Here is a 15,719-nt window from a genome sequence, read left to right on the forward strand (position 1 = left end):
GGGTTGCTTCACCGGGATATGCAAGGGGCGTGCCGAAGCGGGAAGCGAGGGATGCGACGGAATTCCGTCGGATACCTGTGTCGGTGGGTGCCAACCGCTCCGCTCTGGTGGGTGCCAACCTTGGTTGGCACGCCTGTCAGGCGTAGGCGTCCAGCAACCCGCGCTGGCGGATCAGCTGGGCGGAGGAGACGCTGCCGTCGCCCGGCGCCGGTTCTCCGTCACCGGCCAGCCCGCCGCCGCCGGATGGTCCCGACGCATTGCCGTCACCACCGGGGGCCTGATGGCCGACATCGGCGTGGGCCAGCTGGAAGCCCTGTTCGCCGAGCAGCTCGCGCAGGCGCGGCAGGCTGTTTTCCAGCGCCTGGCGCACGTCCACATGCGGGCTGCTGAAACTGGCATGCACCTTGTCGCCGTTCAGCTGCAGGCGCACATCGACCGGGCCCATGTCATCCGGGCTGAGGCGGATGTGGGCGTGGCCGATCTTCTGGTCAGCCAGCCAGCCCAAGCGCGCGCCGATGGCCTGGTCGAAGCCATCATCACCGAGCACCGGCTTCGGCGTCGGCTCGCCGTTGAAGATCGCGTTGCCAGCAGCGAGTGCGGCCTTCAGGTCCTGCACCGCGGCGTTGGCCGGAGCGTGCAGCAGGGGCGCCGTGGTGCGCTCGCCGATCAGGGTCGCGTCGCCGTCTTCGCCGCGCTCGCCGCGTTTTCCGGGCAGCAGCATCTCAGGCAGTGGCAGCGTCGTCGCCGGCTCGGTGCCGGACGCGGCGTTGGCCTTGCCCTCGGTGGCGGCGGCAGCCGGTGTGGCAGCGGCCGGCACAACCGCAGCGGCCGGCTGTGCAGCTGTGGCAGGCAGGGCAACGCCATCTGTGTCGGTGGCCGCCACTGCAGCGGCGGGCAGGGCAGCGGCAGGATCGGCGGGGAGCGGTACCGCCAGCACCAGCCCGGCCAGGCCCAGCGGCGGCCAGGGCGCTTCCTCGGTCGCTGCCGGTGCGTCTTTCCCGGCAAGGGGCTTGACCGGTACTGCAGGCACCACGGCCGCGGTGTCCTCGGGTGTGGCGGCAGTGTCCGGCTTGCGCTCGCTGCCGGCCTGATCCCTGCTGTCCGACGCTGGACCCTGCGGGCTGGTGGGTGTCGGCGTGCTCGACGCCCGGGTGGGGGCATCGGCAGCCGGCGCGCCTCCCTGCAGCAGCTGGCTGAATTCCTTGTTGCTGTCGCTGCGCGGGGTGCGCGCGGCACCATTGCCGGAGCCCTGCGGCTGGGCGCTGGCGCTGCCGCCGAGTGGAGCGGGCATCACGCGCGGCCTCCCTGCTCGGCACCGTCCTGGTCTTCGGCCTGCACCAGGCGCGCCCGGCGCGCACCGATGTCATCCATCTCGCGCTGGTCGCGGCGGTCGGTCACCACCTTTTCCTGTGCGCGGTAGCTGGCGGCCAGCTGCTCCAGCACGGCCTTGTCGCGGCTGGCCAGGATCAGTCGTGCCCGCTCGGCTTCCACCTTCTCGCGGTTGCCGTCCACGGTGCGCTGCTGCTGCTCCACCGCGCTGTCGAGGCGGTCGAGGAAGGCGCGACGGTTGAGCAGTTGCGCCGGGCTGGTCGCCGCCATCTGGGCGTTGGCGTACTCCTCGGCATAACGGCGCAGTTCGTCCAGTCGCGATAGATGGGTATCGAGCACGCGCTGGCGTTCGGCGAGATCGCGGGCCACCGCGTCCTCGTGTTCCTGGGCCCGCTTGAGCAGGGGATCGATGCGCTTGGACTGGTTCATGGCTTAGCTCTCTTGTTCCACCAGGCGCTGCAGCGCCGCCTGGCTGTGCGGGAGATCTGCGGCCTTGGCAACGTCCTGGCCGAGGAACTCCATGATTTCCGGCCAGCGTTCCAGGGCTTCGTCGGTCGCGGCGTCGTTGCCGCGCTGATAGGCACCGATGGCGATCAGGTCGCGGTTGGCCGAGTAGGCCGACACCAGCCGCTTCAGCTTGCGGATGCGCAGGCGCCACGGTTCGTCGGCGATTTCCGTGACCACGCGGCTGACCGACGATTCGACGTCGATAGCCGGGTACAGGCCACTGTCGGCGACGCGGCGCGACAGCAGGATGTGGCCGTCGAGGATCGCGCGCGCCGCATCGGCGATCGGATCCTGCGGATCGTCGCCCTCGGTCAGCACCGTGTAGAACGCGGTGATCGAGCCGCGGCCCTTGGCACCGTTGCCCGCGCGTTCAACCAGCGCTGGCAGCTTGGCGAACACCGACGGCGGGTAGCCGCGGGTGGTCGGCGGTTCACCCACCGACAGGCCGATCTCGCGCTGCGCCTGCGCAAAGCGGGTCAGCGAATCCATCAGCAGCAGCACGTTCAGGCCCTGGTCGCGGAACCACTCGGCGATGGCGGTGGCGCGGTAGGCGCCGTGCAGGCGTGCCAGCGGCGGCCGATCGGCGGGGCTGGCGACCACCACCGCGCGGCGCAGGCCTTCCTCGCCCAGCGTGGTCTCGACGAAGTCGCGCACTTCGCGGCCGCGTTCACCGATCAGGCCAACCACGATCACGTCGGCGGCGGTGTAGCGGGTCATCATGCCCAGCAGCGTCGACTTGCCGACGCCGGAGCCAGCGAACAGGCCGACACGCTGGCCGCGGCCGATCGGCAGCAGCGCATTGATCGCGCGCACGCCGACGTCCAGCGGCTGGGTGATCGGTTCTCGCGCCAGCGGATTGATCGACACGCCGGCCATGCCGACATGCCCTTCGGCGCGGATAGGGCCCTTGCCGTCCAGCGGTACGCCGTCGCTGTCGATCACGCGGCCGAGCAGGCCTTCGCCCACTTCCACGCCGCCACGGCGCGCCGAGGGCACCACCCGTGCATTGGGCAGCAGCCCGTGCAGTTCGGCACTGGGCATCAGGTAGGTGCGCTCGCCTGCGAAGCCGACCACTTCGGCGTCGACCCAGCCGCCATCGACCACTTCGACCTTGCAGCTGGCACCCAGCGGCGCCTCGCAGCCGACCGCTTCCAGGGTCAGCCCGACCGCGCGGCGCAGCACGCCCTCGCGGATCAGCCCGCGTCCATGCGCGGTGTCCACGCGCAGGCCGTCGAGGCGGCTGGCCAGGCGCAGGTTGCGGGCCACGGCCCAATTGGCCGGCTGCGCCGCCGGTTGTGGCGCGGCTTGCGATTCCGGGCTCATGCGCTTGCTCCGGTCTGGCGGATCACCGCATCCAGCGCACCGCGCAGGCGCGCTTCCAGGGTGCCGTCGATGCGCACGGCTTCGGCGTGCACGCGCAGGTCGCCACGACTGAGGCTGGTATCCGGTACCAGGCGCTGCTGCGGCGACAGGTTCAACAGCGGGGCGAGGGCGGCGATGTCGTCCGGGTGCAGGCGGACTTCCACCTCGCGGGTGCTTCCACCCACGGCATCGATCGCTTCACCGACCAGCTGCGCGAGCAGCGCCGGCTCGGCCTCGTAGGCACGGCCGACCAGCGCACCGGCGATACGCACCGCCAGCTCGCCCAGCGCGCCGACCACTTCGTTCTCCAGGCGCACCAGCGGCCGGCTGAAGTTGTCGAGGATGCCCTCGATCTGCGCGGCGAGACGACGCACCTCGGCCTGGCCCTGGCCATAGCCTTCGGTATGGCCGTGCTGGAAGCCTTCCTTCTCGGCGCTGTCCTGGATCGCCTGGATTTCCTCCAGGGTCGGCAGCTGCAGCGGCGGTTCCGGTTCGTGCTCGGGGTCCGGCTCGGTAAGTTCGAACACATCCTCCTGGGCCCGTGCCGGTTCGGGCTGGGCCAGCAGGTCCGGGGCAAGCCAGCGCACGACGTTGCTCACAGCATGGCCTCCGCGCTGCCACCGATGGTGACGGTGCCTTCATCGGCCATGCGCTTGACGATGGCCAGGATCTCGCGCTGCGCGCCTTCCACGTCGGACAGGCGCACCGGGCCGCGGGCTTCCATGTCTTCCAGCAGGATTTCCGCCGCGCGCTGCGACATGTTGCGGGTGATCTTGTCGCGCACCTTGATGTCGGCACCGCGCAGGGCCAGGCCCAGGCGCTCGCCGCTCACTTCGCGCAGCACCAGCTGCATCTCGCGGTCGTCCAGGTCGACCAGATCGTCGAACACGAACATCAGGTCCTGGATGCGGTTGCTCAGCGGTGCGTCGATACGGGCGATCTCGCCCAGGATCGCCTGGTCCTGGCCACTGTCCATGAAGTTCAGGATGTTGGCCGCACACTGCACGCCGCCGATGTTGGACGACTTCAGGTTCTGGTTGCCGGCGAACTGGCGCTCCATGATCTCGTTGAGTTCATTCAGTGCGTTCGGCGGAATACCGTCGAGGGTGGCAATGCGCAGCAGCACGTCCACGCGGGTACGGTCGGGCAGCAGCTTCAGCGCATCGGCGGCCTGGTCGGTTTCCAGATGGGCCATCACGATGGCGATGATCTGCGGGTGCTCGTTGCGCACCAGGTCGGCCACCGCGCGCGGGTCCATCCACTTCAGCGCATCCAGGCCGGTGGTATTGCGGCCGAGCAGGATGCGGTCGATCAGGTTGCCGGCCTTCTCGCTGCCCAGCGCCTGCACCAGCATGTTGCGGATGTAGTCGTCCGAGCCTACGCCCAGCGAGGTCTTCGAGCCCAGTTCCTGGCCGAACTGGTCCATCACCCGTTCCACCTGCTCGCGGGTGATGTCGGTCATGGTGGCCATGGCGATGCCGATCTTCTGCACTTCCTTGGGTTCCATGTGGCGCAGCACCTCGGCCGCGTCCAGCTCACCCAGGGACAGCAGCAGTACCGCCGCGCGCTGCACACCGGTCAGTTGTGCCTCAGTCATTGGCCACCCAGCCCTTGACCACCTGGGCCACGCGCTTGGAGTCGGTCTTCACGGCTTCACGCGCCATCCGCAGTCGTTCCTCATATGAATCCACCGGCAGGGCCAGTGCATCCGGCCCGCCAAGGCTGGCGCGTTCGGCGCCCAGCGCCGGCAGCGGCATGCCATCGTCATCCACCAGCTGCACGTCCGCGGTATGCGGCTCCAGTGCCTGCTCGTCGTTCTTCTTCTGGCCGGTGATCGCGCGCAGCGCCGGGCGCAGCACGCCGAACAGCAGGGCCAGCACCACCACCGCGCCCAGCAGCATGCGGCCGGCATCGTGCACCCACGGCAGTTCCCACCAGGCTGGGCCTTCGACCGGCGTGGTGTCACGCACGAACGGGGCGTTCATCACCGACACGGTGTCGCCACGCTCGGCGTTGAAACCGACCGCCTGCTTGACCAGCGCTTCGACGCGGGTCAGTTCGGCGGCCGACAGCGGCTGCGGCGCAACCTTGCCGTTGGCACCGGCGCGCGGCACGTTGTCCACCAGTACCGCCACCGAGACGCGCTTGATGCGGCCGGCCGGCTGGCGGGTGTGCTGCAGGGTACGGTCCAGCTCGTAGTTGCGGGTCGCGTTCTTGCTGCTTTCGGTCGGCGCCTGCGCGGTGGCCGGTGCGGCCTGCTGGCCCGGCGGGCTGTTGCTGGTCGCGCCCGGCACGCCCTGCGGGCCCGGGGTGCTGGTGGTGTTCTCGCTCATCTGCTCGCTGCGCAGCTTCTGCGGCTCACCGTTGTAGAGCTCACGGGCCTCCTCGGTTACCGAGAAATCCATGTCCACGCTCACTTCCGGGTTGACCCGGCCGGGGCCGGTCATCGGTTCCAGCAGTTCGCGGATGCGCTGGTTGAACGAGGTCTCCTGCCGGCGTACCTGCTCGAACTGGGCGGCGTTGACCGCAGCCTCGCTGTTCGGATCGCTGACGCTGAGCATGCGCCCGCTCTGGTCGACCACGGTCACCCGTTCCGGCGCGAGGTCCGGGATGCTGGCCGCGACCATGTGCACGATGGCGTCGACCTGGCTGCGTTCCAGCTGCTGGCCGCCGCGCAGTTCCAGCGTCACCGAGGCGCTGGCCACGTCGCGCTGGCGGGTGAATGCGCTGGGCTTGGGAATGGCCAGGTGCACGCGCGAGTCGCGCACCGGCCGCAGCGTGTTGATGGTGCGCGACAGTTCGGTTTCCAGCGCGTGCTGGTAGCGCGCGCTTTCCACGAACTGGCTGACGCCGAAGCCGGGGTCGCGTTCCATCAGCTCGAAACCGAGCTTGCCGCTGTCGGTCAGGCCGGAGCCGGCCAGCTTCAGGCGGGCGTCGTGCAGGTTCTTTTCCGGCACGGTGATGCCACCGGTGGCCGGGTCGAGCGCGAACGGAATCTGCGCGGCGCGCAGCAGGTCGGTCGCTTCAGCGGTCGCCTTCTGGTCCAGGCCGGTATACAGCGGGACCATGCCCGGCTTCTGCGACCAGAAGAACACGGACAGGCCTGCCGCCACCGCCACCGCGATCATCGCCATCAGGCCCAGCCGACGGGTGATCTGCAGACTCTGCAGGCGGTCGAACCATTGCCCGGCCTTCTCGGCGTTCAGGCTGTCCTTGGAGAGCGTCAGTGCCATGCGTCAACGTTCCTTACAGCGGCATGTTCATCACGTCCTGGTAAGCCTGGACGAGACGGTTGCGGACTTCCACGGTGGCGCGGAAGGCGATCTGGGACTGCTGCGAGGCGACCATCACCTTGGCCAAGTCGGCATTGGGGTCACCCATTTCGAAGGCCTTGGCCAGGGCGCCGGATTTCTGTTGCGCATCGTTGACGCCGGCAATCGCTCCACGCAGGGTTTCGGTGAAGCTGGCGGGCTGGACCTGCGGCGCATCCAGCACCGTGCCCGGCAGGGCATTGCTACGCGGCGCTTCGGCCAGCGGGTTGAGCGCCGCGGACTGTCCCACCTGGGTCTGGTAGGAGCGGATCTGGGAGAGGATCGAAGTGACGGAGTGGGACATCTGCAACGGTTCCAGAAACAGGGATAGGGTTGTCTGCTGGTGCTTGTGCAAGTGCCGTGCCGAAACCGGTTTTCGATTCAGTGTCGTGAGGGTGTGGGTGAGGGTGTGCTGGCAGGGCTGCGCCCTGCACCCGCGGTAGTGCCGGCCGCTGGCCGGCAACCTCAACGTCAAAAGCGAGTGTGCTGAGGGGTGGCGGGGTGGGTCCGGTTGCGGGGGACGCCGTAAACCCGTCCTTGGGGGCTTGGCCGCGGCATCCATGCCGCGGACACCCCCGCAACCGGACCCACCCCGCCTTCGACAGTTCTCTGCGATCTGTCGGAATTGCATGGGCTGCTCTTGGTGGGTGTCGACCTTGGTCGACACATTCTGGTCGGCATGGGCTCTGACCCCGATCGACGCGCCATTTAACCGGCGTCGGTTTTCTGGCCTGGGGCTGGAGGCTCCGATGGCCGGAATTCTGGCGCTGGGAAATGCAAAGGGGTCGGAGTACTTTCCGATGGAAAGGGATCTGCCCCCGGCTGTGCCTGCAAGCTGGCCGATTTGGCGTGTGCGCGTTCGGCGCCGCGACTTCGTTCCGGACTAACCAGCGCTACGGCTGTTCGGAAAGCCTTCCTTCACCTCTTGGAGCCATGCCTCGAAGAAGTGGCTGGGTAGGAGATCTTCGGTATTGGAGAAATGAAGGTCATGGCTGAACTTGATGCTCAGCTTTCCGGTAACCGCGTCCAAGTGTGCCTTCAGCTGGGTAGGAGGCTCCCGCTCATGACTTTCATGAAGCTCAAGCAGGCGGTCAAAGTCGTCCAGAACGAAATCCAGCAAAGCGAAGCTACGGTCTCGCGACAGGTCGAATTGCTGCCCTCCCTGGGCGGCTGGAGAGTCGTTCAACTGGTGAATCCTGTAGATTCCACCGCCTATTTCATAGAAGACGTTTGCTGAGGAAGTCCCATCCTCCGCAGCGCCGTAAAGGTAGACCCCATCCACGCGATTCTCTACGTACTCCAGGCAAACGCCGAGCATGGATTCCAGTATTTCCTGCATGGATCTTTCAAATGTCTCGCTCATGACATTCATCGGTGGCAATCGCAACTCTTGAGGCTATTGCGTCCCGGAGCGAAGCGCATTGGGAATAGTTGCAAATCCCACAAACACCAACGCCCGGGCAAGCCCAGGCGTTGGTGCCCCCTTCATGCTGGAAACGCGGTTCAGCCGGCCAGTTCGGCCTGCTCGCGTTCGATGCCGTACTTGCGCAGCTTTTCCACCAGGGTGGTGCGGCGCAGGCCAAGCAGCTGGGCGGCGTGGGCGACCACGCCCTGGGTGCGTTCCAGTGCTTCGTTGATCAGGCCCAGTTCGATGTTGGCCATGTGGTTGCGCAGGTCCATGCCTTCGTCGGGCAGGGCGGCCGGTGCTGCCACACGATTGACGGCGATGCCATGCTCCAGCGCCGGCTGGTTGCCGCTGCCCGGTGTATGGAACGAGAAGCTGCGCAGGTCCAGGCGTTCTTCGCTGGCGACGGACTGCACCGGTGCCGGCGCGGCCACTGCTGCCAGCGCGGCGTCGCCCCGGTAGCGGGCCGGCAGGTCCTGCACGCGCACCGAGCCACCCGGGTGCAGCACCGCCAGGCGCTCGACCAGATTGGTCAGCTCGCGCACGTTGCCCGGCCATTCGTAACCGGCCAGGGCCTGCAGGGCCTCGGCGGTGAAGCGCACCTCGCCACGGCCGGTACGCGCCAGCTGCGCGGCGATGGTTTCCACCAGCGCCGGCAGGTCCTCGCGGCGTTCGCGCAGGGCCGGCACGTCGATCGGGAACACGTTGAGGCGGTAGAACAGATCCTCGCGGAACTTGCCTTCGGCAATGCGCGTCTCCAGGTCGCGGTGGGTCGCGGCGACGACGCGCACGTTGCAGCGGATGGTCTGGTTGCCACCCACGCGTTCGAAGCTGCGCTCCTGCAGCACGCGCAGCAGCTTGACCTGCATCGGCAGGCTCATGTCGCCGATTTCGTCGAGCAGCAGGGTGCCGCCCTCGGCCATTTCGAAACGGCCCTTGCGTGCGGTCAGCGCACCGGTGAAGGCGCCCTTTTCGTGGCCGAACAGTTCGCTTTCCAGCAGGTCGGCCGGAATGGCGCCGCAGTTGATCGCCACGAACGGTCCGTCACGGCGTGGCGAGCGCTGGTGGATGGCGCGCGACACCACTTCCTTGCCGGTACCCGACTCGCCCAGCACCAGCACGGTGGTATCGAATGCGGCGACCTGTTCGATCATGGTGCGCAGCGCGGTAACGGCCGGGCCGTTGCCGGTCGGGCCCTGCTCCTGCACGGCACCGGCCTGGTGCTCGGCGTCCAGGCGCTTGAGGCTGGCGCGACGCAGCAGGGCTTCCATCTGGGCGTGGCGCAGAGGGGTCTCCAGCGGCCAGATGTTGGCCTCGTGCAGGCCATGCTGCTGCGCGAAGGCAGCGGCATCGCCGTCGGCCAGCAGCACCGGCGGCGGCAGGCTGCTGCCGCCGAGCCAGTGGTACAGCGCCGTGCTGGCGGCGCTGTCATCCAGGCTGCCGACGATCACCGCCATCCAGTCGTTCTGGCGCTGGCGGCCCAGGTCGAAATCGGCCGCGTCGGAGACCCAGCGCGGGTTGAAGTCCATGAATTCCAGCAGGGCAACGGTGCGCTCGGCACGCACGGCGTCGTTGTCCAGTACAAGGATGCGCGATTCGCTCACGATCGATCCTCCCTGAGGCCTTCCAGGATCGGCATGACTTCCTGGATGTAGGACAGCTTGCTGACGAAATTGTCGGCGCCGGCGCGTAGCGCGTGTTCGCGGTGCTCGGCGTCGTCGAAGTGGCTGGCGATCACGATGTACGGTGCGTCGTCCTGCGACTTGATCAGGCGGGTGGCCTGCAGGCCGCCCATTTCCGGCATGGCCAGGTCCATCAGTACCACCTGCGGACGCAGCGTTTCCGAGCGCTCGATCGCTTCCAGGCCGTTGCCGGCACTGCCGACGATCTGCAGCCAGTCGATCTTGCGGAAATGGCGCATCGCCGCGTTGATGAAGCCCTCGTGGTCATCGACCAGCAGGACCGTAAGCTTGTTCATGTCCAACATCCTTTTCAGCCCACCCGGGCCAGCTGCGGTTGCCTGGCGCCGAGCCGGCGCCGTTCACGGGCCGGGGCGATGTCCAGTTGTTCCCGGTATTTTGCGACGGTTCGGCGGGCAATGTTCACCCCCTGGCGCGACAACAGCCCGGCGATGGCTTCATCGGCCAGCGGCCGACCGGCCGGTTCGGCGTCGATCAGGCGGCGGACCATGGCCTTGACCGCCTGGCCGGAGACGCTGGCGCCTTCCAGGCGCACGGCGAAGAAGTGCTTCAGTTCAAAGGTTCCACGCGGGGTCTGCAGGAACTTGCCGGTGGTGATGCGCGAGACGGTGGACTCGTGCATGCCGATTTCCTCGGCCACTTCCTTCAGGGTCAGTGGTGCCATGGCCTCCTCGCCACGCACCAGGAACGCGGCCTGGCGCTCGACGATCACCCGCGCGGTGCGCAGCAGGGTGTCGTAGCGCATCGACAGGCCGCGGCTGAACCAGCGCGCTTCCTGCAGCATGTCGCGCAGGGCCGGGGCGGCGTCGTTGCTGTCGGCCAGCGCCTGCTCGTACTGGCTGTTGATCGACACGCGGCGGCTGGTGGCCGGGTTCAGCGCCACCTTCCACTGCGCGTCGGCGTGCCAGGCGACCACGTCCGGTACCACCACGGCGTTGCGCTCGGGCAGCAGGCTGTCGCCCGGGCGCGGCTGCAACGAGAGGATCAGGCGGACGGCTTCGCGCACGTCGTCGATCTCGGCGTCGTGCTGGCGGGCGAGGGCGGGGTAGTCGTGCGCGGCCAGCGCATCGAGCGCGCCGTCCAGGATGCGTGCGGCCAGGTGACGGGCAGCCACCACGCCGTGCAGGCTGCGCAGCTGCGCCTGCAGGCCTTCGCGCAGGTCCTGCGCGGCCATGCCGGCCGGTTCGCCGTGCAGCAGCTGCTGGCGGATCGCTTCCACGCCATCTGCGTCGATGTCGAACTGGGCGCTGGCCAGCAGCTGCAGCTGGCCCAGCGGCGCCTGCAGGTAGCCGGCGTCATCGCAGTGGTCCAGCCAGAAGGCAGCAACGGCCAGCCCGCGGTCGTCCATGTCCAGCGACAGGCGCTGCAGCACGCGCAGCTGCGGATCGGTCGATTCACCGGCGGCGATGCGCGCCATGCGATCGTCGTCGCCGTCCTGCCAGCTGGTGCCGGCCACGTCCCACATCGACGATTCCGGCAGCTCGTCGAACGCGGCCGTCTCCAGCGTGGTGGTGCTGGCCTCGGTGGCCTCGGCGGCGGGGGCTTCGGCCTCTTCGATCTCCAGCAGCGGGTTGGAGTCCAGCAGGCGCTGGATTTCCTGTTCCAGGTGCAGGCCATCGAGCTGCAGCAGCCGGATCGACTGCAGCAGCTGCGGGGTGAGGTGAAGTTGTTGGCCGAGCTGGGTCGAGAGTGCAGCCTTCATCGTGATTCCCCGGCACCGCTCCCCGGCGCCTTGTGGAACGCATCTTGCTTTTGATCCGACGGGTGCGGAATCGGGGGGTTCCTGAGGGCTTTCGTGGATATCCCGACAGGATGTAAGGGTTTCCCCTACATTGGCGCGGGATGTTGACGAAGGCCGCCGCCAACTCATTGATTCGTGGTGGCGACCCTGCCGCGTTCGCCACGCCGCGCGTACGGATTCCTGTCAGAGCCTGTCAGGGTGACGGGATTTCGTCGCCGCCGCTATGCCGATTCACTCCAGCTCGTGCTGGTGACGCGCGGCCAGCAGCAACAGATCATTGGCGCGGCGGCAGCCCAGCGACTCCATCATGCGTGCGCGATGGGTTTCCACTGTCTTGACGCTGATGCCGAGGTCAGCGGCGATTTCCTTGTTGCTTTCGCCCTTGCCGATGCGGCGCAGGATCTCGCGCTGGCGCGGCGACAGCGCGGCGATGCCGGTGGGCTTCTCGCGGCCCAGCATGGGCGCCAGCATCTTGGCCGAGATCTGAGGGCTGAGGAACACCTGGCCGGCATGCGCGGCACGCAGGGCCAGTTCCAGCTCCTGCGGCGCGGCATCCTTCACCACGAAACCGACCGCGCCGCGATCCAGTGCATCGCGCACATGCGCGGCATCGTCGTGCATGGTCATCATCACCACGCGGGTACCGGGGGCGCGCAGGCGGATGTCACTGAGCGCTTCCAGGCCAGTGCGCCCGGGCAACGACAGATCCATCAGCACCACATCCGGCGCATGCTGCAGGGCCAGCTGCAGCGCCTGTTCGGCATTGCTGGCCTCGGCAACCAGCTGCACGTCGGCAAACCCCTGCAGCAGCCGCGCCAGGCCGGCGCGGACCAGGGTGTGATCGTCGACGATGAGAACTCGCACAGGCACGCAACTGGTCCGTGTAGGGGAGTCCACCTTAACTTAGCTGAACGGGCGCGCCAAGCGTTGCCTGTCCTGCACCGCAAGGGTGGGTTTCAGCGGGCCCGGCGCGCCTCGGCCACCTGGCGGCGGTGCAGGCGGAACAGGTGGCGTTCCATGGCCATTTCCAGGCCGTCGCCGAGGCGCTGGAAGCGCAGCCAGAGGTAATGGCCACCGCCGCCATCGGCGGCTTCGGCGATCACTTCCACCGGCAGGTCGATATGGTCGGGCAGCCAGTCGCTGGGCTGCAGCCGAACCAGGCCGGCCTGACCAGGCGTGGCACCGCTGCGCGGGCCCAGTTGCAGGCGGATGCCACGGCGTGACCAGCGCACCGGGCGCAGGGTCAGTTCCTGGCCCTGCTGGCGGACCAGCCGGCCGAGCAGCACCATCGCCAGGTCCAGCTTGGCTTCGAGCCGCTGCAACTGCAGGCTGGCCTCGTTGCGGTCGTCATGCTCGTCAACGCGGCTGTCTTCCACCAGCGCCAGGCTGCGCAGCAGTCCTTCGGCGCTGCCGGTACGGCCGGCGGCACTGCCGGGCTGGAACTCGGCGGGCAGGGCCAGTTCGCAGCTGAGCGTTTCGTCGAACAGCTCGCTTTCGGCGGGGTGGTGCAGCGACGTTGTCGGCAGTTGGGTCATGCCAGCGATTCTGCCTGCAGGTAGGCATGCGCCGCGCGAAGAGAACGCTGTCCATCGTTCATCAGGGCAGCGACCGCGTCGCGGCGCTGGCGCAGCAGGCCGAGCAGGTTCTGCTGGCGTTCGAACAGTGCGCTCAGTGGCGCGTGGTCGGCCGCGGTGAGCGGCTGGCTGAGCAGGGCATGCAGGGCGCTGTCGTGGCCGTCGAGCAGGCTGTCGGCCTGGTCGAGGGCTTCTTCGCCCAGTGCCTTCTCGAACGCGTCCAGCTGCGCGTGCAGTTCGTGCAGGGTCATGGTGCCACCGCGGCCGGGCGGCGCTGTTCGTGCGGGATCGCGTTCCAGGCGCTGTCGATTTCGCCGAGCAGCTGCAGGGCTTCGTCCAGCGCTGCACGATCATTGTGCAGGTTGGCCTCGGTCAGGCGCTGCAGCACGTAGTCATAGAGTGCCGACAGGTTACCGGCGATCTCGCCGCCGGCCTCATGGTCCAGCGAGCCGTTGAGGTGGCCGACGATCGCGCAGACTTCGCCGATCGCCTTGCCCTTGCCGGCCTGGTCGCCACGCTCGAGGCTGGCCAGGGCGCGGCGCACGCGCTCCAGCGCGCCAGCCAGCAGCATCGCCACCAGCTTGTGCGGATCGGCGTCGGCGACCGCACTGGTCACTCCCACCTGGCGGTACTGTTCGGCATATTGACGGCTGGAACCGTACATTCGTGATTCTCCTTGCGCGGGGTGCCGCCGGGCGATCGAGGGGATCGTTGCCGGCGGCGCGGCGATGATTGCTGTTGCGTCCGTTATCGGTGCGTTGCACGCCAAACTTGAGCGTTGCGCGTAGACCTTCAGCGGTTCAGCTGTGCCAGCTGCTGCTGCAGCGACGTATTGCTCTGCTGCAGCTTGCCCATCAGGCTGTCCAGCGCGATGAACTGCTTCTTGTAGCGCTCTTCCACGCCCTTCATGCGCGTGTCCAGGTCCTTGCGGCGCTTGTCGATGTTGTCCAGCGTGGTGTTGAGGCCTTTGGTGCGGGCGACGAAGGCGCCTTCCTTGCCGACCGTGGTGCTGACATAGCCGTCGACCATCGTGTAGAGCGTGCCGGCACCGCCGGTGTCGCCGGTGATGGCCGAGCGGATCTTTTCAGGCTGGCTGGCCAGTGCGGCGGCAAACTTGGTGGTGTCGAGCACCAGGCTGCCGTCGGCGTTTGGATAACCGCGTGTCTGCAGGCCTAGTACCTTCGGGTCCAGGCCGTCGGCGGAAAGCTCCTTCAGCACGCCCGACATCATGGAACGCAGCTGGCTGGCGGCACCACGCATCTGCGCGTCGCCGGTCAGCGTGGCCGCTTCCTTGGTCTTGGCGTCGTACTTGGTTTCGGTGTTGATCGCTGCGATGGCCGCGTTGTAGGCGGTCACGAATTCCTGCATCACCTTGGTGGCGGCGGCCGTGTCGGTACTGATCACGACTGTGCTCTTGCCGGGAACCTTCAGGTTCAGGGTCAGGCCAGGCACCGCATCTGCCACCGTATTGCTGGCGCTGACCACCTTGACGCCATCGATGGTCAGTTCGGCGTCCGCTGCAGCGGTGTTCTGTTTCAGGCTGCCGACCAGTGCGCCCAGCTTGGGATCACTGCCGCCGTACTCCAGCTTGATCGCATTGGCGGCACCGGTCTTCTCCTGGGCGATCGACAGGTACTGGTTGTCGCCGGAGGTGATCAGTGTGGCCTGCACGCCTTCCTTGCGGCCGGCGGCATCGATCTTGTTGCGGATGGTGGTCAGCGTGTCGCCGTCCTCCACCGCCACGTTCATGGTCTTGGCCTTGTCGCCCACGCCGACGGTCAGCGTCAAGGTTCCGGCGCCGAAGGTGTCAGTCTTCGGGAACGAGGTGTCGGCAATCAGCTTGTGTGCCGTGGCGAGGGATGTCACCTCCACCTGGTGCGTGCCGTTGGACGCGGCCGCCTTGGTCGTGCCCAGGTCGTACAGCGCCACCGATGCGGTGAGCACATCCTCGGTATTGGCGGGCTGCGCCTTGCCGCTGGCGGTCACCGTGCGGGTATCGAAGGCGGTGGTGGCCTTCAGCGCGGTCAGTGCAGTCTTCAGCTTGTCGAAGGCCGAGGTGACGGTGCCGATCGACGACAGCTGCATCTTGGCTTTGGACTGCTGCAGGTTCAGTGCATTGTCGGCCGGCTTGCGGTCGGCTGCGACCAGCTGGTTGACGATGCTGGAGATATCCAGTCCCGAGCCAATGCCACCGTATCCAAAGTCTGCCACGTCGTTTCTCCTGGTATACGGGCCTGGCCGTCGTGCGGTGGCCCGTCGTCAACGAAAATAGCGGCCTGCGCCGCTGGGTCTTGAGGACTTCGTTGATGCATGCGCCGTGCCAATGCTCTGGCGCGGGTTCTGGCACGCAGGTTGCAGGAGGGTTGGGGCAGGGTGCGGGGAGGTTCACCGCGGGCTGCCGGGAGTCTGCAAAAAACCCTCCCCCAATGCAGGGGAGGGATCAGGCTACTGACAATCGGGGGGAGACGAAGCCGCCCGGTACGTACAGTCAAAGGTACAGCGCTGAAAGAGAGGTCCGCAGGAGCGGGCGATGCCAAGCCGGTTCGGGAGGGTTCCCGGGCCGGGCATGGCCCGCGCCTTCGTGCAACGTGGCTTCCGGGTTGCCGCTGCCGTCGGTTCAATCCGACGGCAGCGGCGCCTTCTTGCCGTGGATCAGCGCAGCAGGCTGAGCACGCCCTGCGGCACCTGGTTGGCCTGGGCCAGCATGGCCGTACCGGCCTGCTGCAGGATCTGGGTGCGGGTCAGCTCGGCGGTTTCCTTGGCGAAGTCGGTGTCCTTGATGCGGCTGCG

General features: G+C 67.7%; 17 protein-coding genes. All 17 read right to left on the minus strand.

Annotated features, from left to right (window positions below; translation table 11 throughout):
* Positions 1–136: 136 nt before the first annotated feature.
* Complete coding sequence (locus tag AC5P7U_RS16895) at positions 137–1,291, minus strand: flagellar hook-length control protein FliK (protein WP_495221284.1); 1,155 nt, start codon at positions 1,289–1,291, stop codon at positions 137–139.
* On the minus strand, positions 1,291–1,758 hold the full coding sequence (gene fliJ / locus AC5P7U_RS16900; protein WP_006443420.1) for a flagellar export protein FliJ: 468 nt from the start codon (positions 1,756–1,758) through the stop codon (positions 1,291–1,293). The genes AC5P7U_RS16895 and fliJ overlap by 1 nt, the downstream gene beginning before the upstream one ends.
* 3 nt (positions 1,759–1,761) lie before the next feature.
* On the minus strand, positions 1,762–3,159 hold the full coding sequence (locus AC5P7U_RS16905; RefSeq protein ID WP_495221285.1) for a FliI/YscN family ATPase: 1,398 nt from the start codon (positions 3,157–3,159) through the stop codon (positions 1,762–1,764).
* Complete coding sequence (locus tag AC5P7U_RS16910) at positions 3,156–3,797, minus strand: FliH/SctL family protein (RefSeq protein ID WP_006443484.1); 642 nt, start codon at positions 3,795–3,797, stop codon at positions 3,156–3,158. Before AC5P7U_RS16910 ends, AC5P7U_RS16905 begins: the two co-directional genes overlap by 4 nt.
* Entirely contained in the window at positions 3,794–4,780 is a 987-nt protein-coding gene (gene fliG, locus AC5P7U_RS16915; protein ID WP_024958226.1) for a flagellar motor switch protein FliG, read from the minus strand. The genes AC5P7U_RS16910 and fliG overlap by 4 nt, the downstream gene beginning before the upstream one ends.
* 7 nt (positions 4,781–4,787) lie before the next feature.
* Positions 4,788–6,431 carry a flagellar basal-body MS-ring/collar protein FliF gene (gene fliF / locus AC5P7U_RS16920; protein WP_006443486.1) on the minus strand — a complete coding sequence of 548 codons (1,644 nt, stop codon included), beginning with the start codon at positions 6,429–6,431 and terminating at the stop codon, positions 4,788–4,790.
* Between the two features lie 13 nt (positions 6,432–6,444).
* Positions 6,445–6,813 (minus strand): flagellar hook-basal body complex protein FliE, encoded by a 369-nt coding sequence (gene fliE / locus AC5P7U_RS16925; protein WP_197563890.1) that lies wholly within the window; start codon positions 6,811–6,813, stop codon positions 6,445–6,447.
* Positions 6,814–7,392: 579 nt separating this feature from the next.
* The gene (locus AC5P7U_RS16930) at positions 7,393–7,872 is read right to left on the minus strand and encodes a hypothetical protein (RefSeq protein WP_197565004.1); all 480 of its coding nucleotides are present in this window, start codon (positions 7,870–7,872) and stop codon (positions 7,393–7,395) included.
* A gap of 140 nt (positions 7,873–8,012) precedes the next feature.
* Positions 8,013–9,518, minus strand: coding sequence for a sigma-54 dependent transcriptional regulator (locus AC5P7U_RS16935; protein WP_164085829.1), 1,506 nt, complete (start codon positions 9,516–9,518; stop codon positions 8,013–8,015).
* Positions 9,515–9,892 carry a response regulator gene (locus tag AC5P7U_RS16940; RefSeq protein WP_010485922.1) on the minus strand — a complete coding sequence of 126 codons (378 nt, stop codon included), beginning with the start codon at positions 9,890–9,892 and terminating at the stop codon, positions 9,515–9,517. Before AC5P7U_RS16940 ends, AC5P7U_RS16935 begins: the two co-directional genes overlap by 4 nt.
* Positions 9,893–9,906: 14 nt before the next feature.
* Positions 9,907–11,316, minus strand: coding sequence for an RNA polymerase factor sigma-54 (gene rpoN, locus AC5P7U_RS16945; RefSeq protein WP_006443619.1), 1,410 nt, complete (start codon positions 11,314–11,316; stop codon positions 9,907–9,909).
* Between the two features lie 270 nt (positions 11,317–11,586).
* Positions 11,587–12,219 (minus strand): response regulator, encoded by a 633-nt coding sequence (locus tag AC5P7U_RS16950; RefSeq protein ID WP_005413261.1) that lies wholly within the window; start codon positions 12,217–12,219, stop codon positions 11,587–11,589.
* Positions 12,220–12,311: 92 nt separating this feature from the next.
* Positions 12,312–12,890, minus strand: a complete 579-nt coding sequence (locus AC5P7U_RS16955; RefSeq protein WP_197565003.1) for a PilZ domain-containing protein — start codon at positions 12,888–12,890, stop codon at positions 12,312–12,314.
* On the minus strand, positions 12,887–13,180 hold the full coding sequence (locus AC5P7U_RS16960) for a hypothetical protein (RefSeq protein WP_197565002.1): 294 nt from the start codon (positions 13,178–13,180) through the stop codon (positions 12,887–12,889). The genes AC5P7U_RS16955 and AC5P7U_RS16960 overlap by 4 nt, the downstream gene beginning before the upstream one ends.
* Positions 13,177–13,593, minus strand: coding sequence for a flagellar export chaperone FliS (fliS, locus tag AC5P7U_RS16965; protein ID WP_053449676.1), 417 nt, complete (start codon positions 13,591–13,593; stop codon positions 13,177–13,179). Before fliS ends, AC5P7U_RS16960 begins: the two co-directional genes overlap by 4 nt.
* A 128-nt stretch (positions 13,594–13,721) precedes the next feature.
* A complete protein-coding gene (fliD, locus tag AC5P7U_RS16970) occupies positions 13,722–15,140 on the minus strand; it encodes a flagellar filament capping protein FliD (RefSeq protein WP_006443677.1) in 1,419 nt (472 codons plus the stop codon).
* 441 nt (positions 15,141–15,581) lie between these two features.
* Positions 15,582–15,719: flagellin (locus AC5P7U_RS16975; protein ID WP_279923195.1), on the minus strand; the 138-nt coding region annotated here is incomplete at its 5' end.

This window comes from Stenotrophomonas sp. YJH_SMC_57 (genome assembly GCF_059369755.1).